General features: G+C 66.9%; 6 protein-coding genes and 1 pseudogene. 5 read left to right on the plus strand and 2 right to left on the minus strand.

The features are described from left to right. Positions 1-69 precede the first annotated feature (69 nt). Together BST40_RS14070 and BST40_RS14075 are read right to left on the minus strand one after the other, a co-directional pair. The gene (locus BST40_RS14070) at positions 70-1218 is read right to left on the minus strand and encodes a thiolase family protein (protein ID WP_075548211.1); all 1149 of its coding nucleotides are present in this window, start codon (positions 1216-1218) and stop codon (positions 70-72) included. Between the two features lie 83 nt (positions 1219-1301). Further along, positions 1302-1928: a TetR/AcrR family transcriptional regulator gene (locus tag BST40_RS14075; protein WP_240316502.1), complete on the minus strand. Its 627-nt coding sequence runs from the start codon at positions 1926-1928 to the stop codon at positions 1302-1304. 114 nt (positions 1929-2042) lie between these two features. On the opposite strand from BST40_RS14075, the gene BST40_RS14080 reads away from it, so the two are divergent. The 5 genes and pseudogenes from BST40_RS14080 to BST40_RS14100 form a co-directional block, all read left to right on the plus strand. After that, positions 2043-3686, plus strand: coding sequence for an AMP-binding protein (locus BST40_RS14080; RefSeq protein ID WP_241780291.1), 1644 nt, complete (start codon positions 2043-2045; stop codon positions 3684-3686). Continuing rightward, complete coding sequence (locus BST40_RS14085) at positions 3683-4480, plus strand: enoyl-CoA hydratase/isomerase family protein (RefSeq protein WP_075548199.1); 798 nt, start codon at positions 3683-3685, stop codon at positions 4478-4480. The genes BST40_RS14080 and BST40_RS14085 overlap by 4 nt, the downstream gene beginning before the upstream one ends. Further along, positions 4477-5235, plus strand: coding sequence for an SDR family oxidoreductase (locus BST40_RS14090; RefSeq protein WP_075548200.1), 759 nt, complete (start codon positions 4477-4479; stop codon positions 5233-5235). The genes BST40_RS14085 and BST40_RS14090 overlap by 4 nt, the downstream gene beginning before the upstream one ends. A 39-nt stretch (positions 5236-5274) precedes the next feature. Further along, the gene (locus BST40_RS14095) at positions 5275-5739 is read left to right on the plus strand and encodes a nuclear transport factor 2 family protein (RefSeq protein ID WP_075548201.1); all 465 of its coding nucleotides are present in this window, start codon (positions 5275-5277) and stop codon (positions 5737-5739) included. Between the two features lie 206 nt (positions 5740-5945). Then, positions 5946-6678: pseudogene (locus tag BST40_RS14100) on the plus strand (DUF222 domain-containing protein); the annotation flags it as partial.

The following is a 6678-nucleotide window of genomic DNA, read 5'->3' on the forward strand; positions in this document are numbered from 1 at the left end:
ACGCGCGCCGACCGTGAAATCGGCGACGGGACACGCCGAGTCGGTTGTCAGATTCACCGTCGGGCGGGCTCAATTCATCAGCTCGACCACCGTGGCATTGGCGGTGCCGCCACCTTCGCACATGGTCTGCAGGCCGTAGCGAATTCCGTTGTCGCGCATGTGATGAACCATGCGCGTCAGCAGCACCGCGCCGGAGGCGCCCAGCGGGTGACCGAGCGCGATCGCGCCACCGAGCGGGTTCAGCCGATCCGGGTCGGCCCCGGTCTCGGCCAGCCAGGCCAGCGGCACCGGCGCGAAGGCCTCGTTGACTTCGAAGACGCCGATTTCCTCCACGGCGATGCCGGACTTGCGCAGCACCTTCTCGGTCGCCGGAACCGGTCCGGTGAGCATTAAAACGGGGTCCGCGCCGGTGACCGCGCCGGCGCGGTACCGCACGATCGGCGTCAAGCCCAGCTCCAGCGCCAGCTGCGAGGTCGTCACCAGTAGTGCCGCGGCGCCGTCGGAGATCTGCGACGAGTTGCCGGCGTGGATCACCCCGTCCTCGACGAAGGCCGGCTTGAGCGCGGCCAGCTTCTCGACGGTCGTCCCGCGTCGCACGCCCTCGTCGGCATTGACGACGGTGCCGTCGGCGGCGAATACCGGGACGATCTGCTCGATGAAGGCGCCGCTGTCCTGGGCCGCGGCGGCCCGCTGATGAGACAACGCGGAGTACTCGTCGAGTTGGGTGCGGGACAAGCCCCACTTCTTGGCGATCATCTCGGCCGACAGGCCCTGGTTGAACGAGAAGTTGTCATAGCGGGCAAGCACTTTCGGGCCGTACGGCAGTCCCGTTGCCCTGGCGGACCCAAGCGGTACCCGGCTCATCACCTCGACACCGCCGGCCACCACGATGTCCTGCTGGCCCGACATCACCGCGTGCACCGCGAAGTCCAAAGCCTGCTGGCTGGATCCGCAAGCCCGGTTGACGGTGGTGCCCGGAACGCTCTCCGGCCAGCCCGCGGCCAGGACCGCGAAGCGGCCGATATTGCTGGACTGGTCGCCGACCTGGGACACGCAGCCCCAGATCACGTCGTCGATGATGTCTGGTCCGACCCCGGTGCGCTCCAGCAGTTCGTTGAGCACCACCGCGGAGAGGTCTGCGGGATGGATGCCGGACAATCCGCCATTGCGCTTGCCTATAGCGGTACGGACGGCTTCGACGATGACTGTTTCCCGCATGATCTGCTCCGATTGATCGCGCCGCATGCTGCCACCGACCAGTAAACGACGCCTCCCGACGCCGCGCCACGGCGGGCATGGACTTACGAGCGCCCGGCCTGAGTCGGTGCGGGTGACGCGTTGAGACCGTGCAGCAGCAGGTCGGCGATTTCGTGATAGGCCTGGCCGGCGGTAAGGCCGGTGGGGTCGAGCAGTGCGCCCGAGTGCACGCCATCGATTGCCAACGCGATCAACTGTCCGACGAACAGGCCGTTGACGTCGCGCAGCGCACCGGCATCGATACCGTCGGCAATGAACTGCTGGACCCGGCGCGCTGCGACGGCGGAGTTAACGCGATAGATGTCGGCGGTGGGGCGGTAGCTTTTCATGTCCGCGTAGAAGGCAGCCGAGCAGCGGTTCATCGCCGATCCGATCGCCGCGAGATAGACCGAGATGCGCACCCGGGGATCGGTGACCGCGGCGATGGCCTCCTCGATCTCGGCGGTCGCGGTTCGGAAGAACTGCTTGGTGATGACGACGGCAAGCTGCTCCTTGCTGCCCGCCAGGCTGTACAACGTGGCTTTGGAACACCGCAATCGCTGGGCAATGTCGTCGACGGTAAGGCGCTTGAAGCCTTCGGCGAGCAATAGGTTCTCCAAGTCGGCGAGCAACCGAGCGCGTCGCCCCTGGTCGACCCGACGCCGCCGGACCGATCCACCGGGGCCGTTCAACACGACACCTCGGGGCGGGCGTCATTTCGAGAGTGAGCGGTCATAGGCACACCACAGTCAGCTGTAACCAATTTTCCAGTCTTGGTAATTTAATGGGTACTATTGTACGTCAATATGTACCCAATCGGTGAATGGATGAACTGCCTGCGCCGAGTCGAGGAACTACGAGATCAGTTTTTCGATGCGCACGCCGACGTCGCCTGGCTGCTCTGCGATCGCCATCCGGCGCAACGCACCGCGTTCACCGTGGTCGGTAGCGGCGGTTCGGTGTCCGTGACATTCGGCGACCTCGCCGCCGCGTCCCAGCGTTACGCGCAAGCTTTCCGCGCCGCGGGGGTTCGTCGCGGCGATCGGGTGGCGACATTGATGGGCAAGGGCGTCGATCTCGTCGTCACCATCCTGGCCACCTGGCGGCTCGGCGCGGTACATGTACCGCTGTTCACGGCGTTCGGCGCCGGCGCAGTGTCCGAGCGTCTGGAGCGATCGGCAACGGTGTTGGTGGTGGCCGACCCCGAACACCGGCACAAGCTGGCTCACCGCGGTGACCGGGCAATCCTCGTCACCGGCACCGCGCCGGCCACCCATGACGGCGACCGGTTGCTGGCCGACGCCGTCGCCGCGGCAGCGCCCGAGCCGGTCGAGCGCGTCGCGGTCGGTGGCGACGCAGCGCTGGTCCACATGTTCACGTCCGGCACCACCGGAAAGCCCAAGGGCGTCGTGCACCCCGTGGCGTACCTGGCCGGTTTCCAGGCCTACCTGGAATACAGCGTCGGCGTGACGGCCGACGACCGCTTCTGGTGTGCGGCCGACCCGGGTTGGGCCTACGGGCTCTACACCGCCATCGCCGCGCCCATGGCCGCCGGGGTGTCGAGCATCCTGCTCAGCGGCGGCTTCAGCGCCGAGTCGACCTGGCGCACCCTCGCCGACCACCGTGTCACCAACTTCGCCGCCGCCCCAACGGTTTTCCGCAGTCTGCGGGCGTCGACGGCGCCGCCCAGCGACCTCGAACTGGTCCGCGCCAGCAGCGCCGGAGAACCGCTCACCGCCGAAGTCAACGACTGGGCGAGCCGGGCACTGGGCTTGCTGGTGCACGACCACTTCGGCCAAACCGAGCTGGGCATGGTGCTGGGCAACCACCATCACCCCGAATTGGCCAGACCGGTCAAACCGGGGTCGATGGGCCGTCCGCTGCCCGGGTGGTCGGTGACCGTGCTGGGCGACGACGACCGGCCGGCGCCGCCGGGCGTTCTGGGACGGGTCGCCATCGACATCGCGGCGAGCCCGTTGCTGACGTTCAGCGCCTACCAGGACCAGGATCCGGATCATGCCGGCCGGTTCACCCCGGATCACCGCTACTACCTCACCGGAGATATCGCCCGCATCGACGACGACGGGGACTTCTTCTTCTTCGCGCGCGACGACGACGTGATCATCATGGCGGGCTATCGCATCGGACCCGCAGACGTCGAATCGGTGCTGTCGCGGCATCCGGCCGTCGCCGAATGTTGCGTGGTGGCCGCACCCGACGAGGTTCGCGGGGAGGTGATCGAGGCCTATGTCGTGCTGCGCGGCAACCACTCGCGGTCCGCGGAACTGCCGGCCGAGTTGCAGCGTTTCGTCAAGGACAACTACGCCGCCCACGCCTACCCGCGGCAGGTGCACTTCGTCGCCGAACTGCCCAAGACCAGCAGCGGAAAAGTCCAGCGGTCGGCGTTACGGCTGCAGCGCCAAGCGGCATCAGGACCGCAAACCAGATGAGCGGCAACGGGACTGACGGCTGCCTGCAGGTCGAGCAGCGCGGCGCGGTCCGATGGCTGCGGCTCAACAGACCGGCGCGACGCAACGCGCTCAACGGTGAGCTCATCGAGGCGCTGACCGAGCAGATCACCCTGGCCGAGACCGACCCACAGACCGCGGTGGTGGCCGTCGCCGGCAACGGGCCGAGCTTCTGCGCGGGCGGCGACCTCCGTCATTTTCTCCAGTTGCACCAGCGTGGCCACAATCCGGTGCACTTCTTGAAGACGGTGTCGGACTGCTTCAGCCGGATCGAGGCCAGCCCGGTGCCGTGGGTAGCCGTCCTGCACGGACATGTCGTCGCCGGAGGCCTGGAATTGGCCCTGGCATGTGACGTCGTCATCGCCGCGGCGGGCACCATGATCGGCGACGGTCACCTCAACAATCAACTGCTCCCGGCCGCAGGCTCCAGCGTCCGGCTGGCGCGCGCGGTCGGGCACGGCCGGTGCCGGTGGCTGTTGCTCACCGGTGAACTATTGCCGGCCAGCGAACTTGCCGACACCGGCTGGATTCTGCGCGTGGTTCCTCCCGATCGACTCGACGAGGCCGCCGAAACGGTTTGCGCCCGATTGGCCGAACGCGCCGGTCCCGCCCAGCGCAACCTCAAGGCACTGCTGCATCGGCTCGACTCAGCCGACATGGTCCGCGCGCTGCGGCAAGAGCTGGACGCCTTTGCGGAGAACTGGGATACCGGCCATCCGCCGGCAGCAGTTCGGGCGTTTCTGCGGAGCCGGGTCGGCCAGCGAGAAGTTCGATGAATCGATATGTCGGCCGTGTTGTCGCGATCACCGGTGCGGCCCAAGGGCTGGGACTGGCCATGGCCCAGCGGTTCGCAGCCGAGGGCGCCGCCGTCGCACTGGCCGACGTCCGCGCAGATGCCCTCGCCGGTGCCGGCAACTCGATCGCCGTGCGGTTCAACGGGCCGGTGCGTTGCGATGTCGTCGACGTCAGCTGCTCCGGCACGGTCGACGACTGGATTGCTAAGACCACCAAGGAATTTGGCCGTCTCGATGTGCTGATCAACAACGCCGGCATCATCCGGGACAACCGCCTGGAAAACATCGCGGACCACGACTGGCATTCCGTCCTGGCGGTCAACCTCAGCGGCGCGTTCTACTGTGCGCGTGCCGCATTCGCTCCGATGAAGGATCAGGGTTATGGCCGGGTCGTCAGCCTCGCTTCAATGTCGTGGCGCGGAAACTTCGGTCAGACCAATTACGTGGCAGCAAAAGCCGGAATCGTCGGACTGACCCGCGCCATCGCCCTCGAAGGCGCCCGGCATGGCATCACCGCCAACGCGATCGCGCCCGGCCTGATCGAAACACCGATGCTGGCCTCAATGAATGACGCAGCCCGCGGCAAACTGGTCGGCAAGATTCCCGTGCAACGTACCGGCCGACCGGATGATATCGCCGAGGCGGCGGCGTTTCTTGCCTCGCCGGCGGCCGGCTACGTCACCGGCGTCGTGCTCGACGTCGATGGCGGCATCTCCATCGGATCCTCTGTACGGTGAAACATGTTGATAACCAATGTAATTAAGGAGACACACATTATGTATGCGACGCCGGTCGAAGCTATCGATGTCGGGGAGGCCAGGTTCGACGCCGCCGACCGCTTGGCGATCATCAACTTGCTGGGCGCTTACGCCTACCTCTACGACCAAGACCACCTCGATGCGCATCGAGGCTTGTTCACCGAGTCACCGGAGCTGTTCCTGACGCAAAACGGCCATACCGTGTCGGCAGACATGGACACGGTGGCATACCTTGCGGCGGCGCGGAAAGCGGCGTTCAACGCCGAGAACAACCGTCGGCGCCACGCGATCGACTCGGTGTGGTTCACCAGCCACAGCGCCACCGAGGCGAGCGGCCACTGTTATGTCCAGGTATTCGCGATCCGTGACGGCGGCCCGCCCATTGCGGACCTGACTGCCTGCTACGACTTCACCGCGGTCAAGCAACATGGGGTATGGCGGTTCAGCCGCTGGGTGCTGGGAATCGACCAGAGCAACACCTAGGTTGGCCGCCGTCTGTCGGTGGGGTGTGGCATGATCGAATGTATGTTCCCCGGGGTCTTCGGGACCGTGTCCTCGATGTAGTGAACCGGAGTGAAGGTCGGCTTCAAGTCCGGTCCTCTGGTGTTATCTCGGGTCTGTTGCAGGCGATGGGGTCGGTAGCGCCTTGACCGGCGTTTCTGATCGGACACACTGGACAGATGTTCCGGGCGGTCGACACGATGGAGGCGGTGGCCGCCGAGGTGGCCGCGGCGTTGCGGATCAGCCAGGGTTTGGCGGCCAGCCGGCTGCGCTATGCCCGCGCGATGCGCGAGCGGCTGCCGAAGGTAGGTGCGTTGTTTGCGGCCGGCGAGATCGATTATCGGGCGTTTCAGACGATCGTGTATCGCACCGATTTGATCGAGGATCTGCAGGTGTTGGCCGCGGTGGACGCCGAGTTGGCCGTCAAGGTGGTGCGCTGGCCGTCGATGAGCCGGGGCCGGCTGGGCGCCCAGGTGGATCGGGTGGTGGCGCGCGCCGACGTGGATGCGCTGCGCCGGCGCAAAGAACATCAAACCGATCGCGAGATCGCTATCGACGAGGTGCTCGGCGGTATCGCGCTGATCCGCGGCAGCCTGCTAACACCGGATGCCCTGGCATTGGATCAGCGCCTCGACGCGCTGGCGGCCACGGTGTGTGCCCACGACCCACGCAGCCGCGCCCAGCGGCGCGCCGACGCATTGGGCGCACTGGCCGCCGGAGCCGAAAGGCTGCGCTGTGGCTGCGGGCGCCGCGACTGCGCGGCCAGCCAGCGCCCGCCTGCGTCCCCGGTGGTGATTCACGTAATCGCCGAGGCGGCCAGCCTGGAGGGCCGCGCCACCACCGCGGGCTCGACCGTGAGTGCCGACGGGCTGCTCACCGCCGAACTGATCACCGAATTGGCCGCCACCGCCACCCTGGTCC

The sequence above is a fragment of the Mycobacterium persicum genome (genome assembly GCF_002086675.1).
GTDB classification, from domain to species: Bacteria; Actinomycetota; Actinomycetes; order Mycobacteriales; family Mycobacteriaceae; genus Mycobacterium; species Mycobacterium persicum.

What these genes read in the sequence shown, in the direction of transcription:
- BST40_RS14070 (WP_075548211.1), bottom strand. Translation starts at nt 1,218, where the DNA reads ATGCGGGAAACAGTCATCGTCGAAGCCGTCCGTACCGCTATAGGCAAG.
- BST40_RS14080 (WP_241780291.1), top strand. Translation starts at nt 2,043, where the DNA reads ATGTACCCAATCGGTGAATGGATGAACTGCCTGCGCCGAGTCGAGGAA.
- BST40_RS14085 (WP_075548199.1), top strand. Translation starts at nt 3,683, where the DNA reads ATGAGCGGCAACGGGACTGACGGCTGCCTGCAGGTCGAGCAGCGCGGC.
- BST40_RS14090 (WP_075548200.1), top strand. Translation starts at nt 4,477, where the DNA reads ATGAATCGATATGTCGGCCGTGTTGTCGCGATCACCGGTGCGGCCCAA.
- BST40_RS14095 (WP_075548201.1), top strand. Translation starts at nt 5,275, where the DNA reads ATGTATGCGACGCCGGTCGAAGCTATCGATGTCGGGGAGGCCAGGTTC.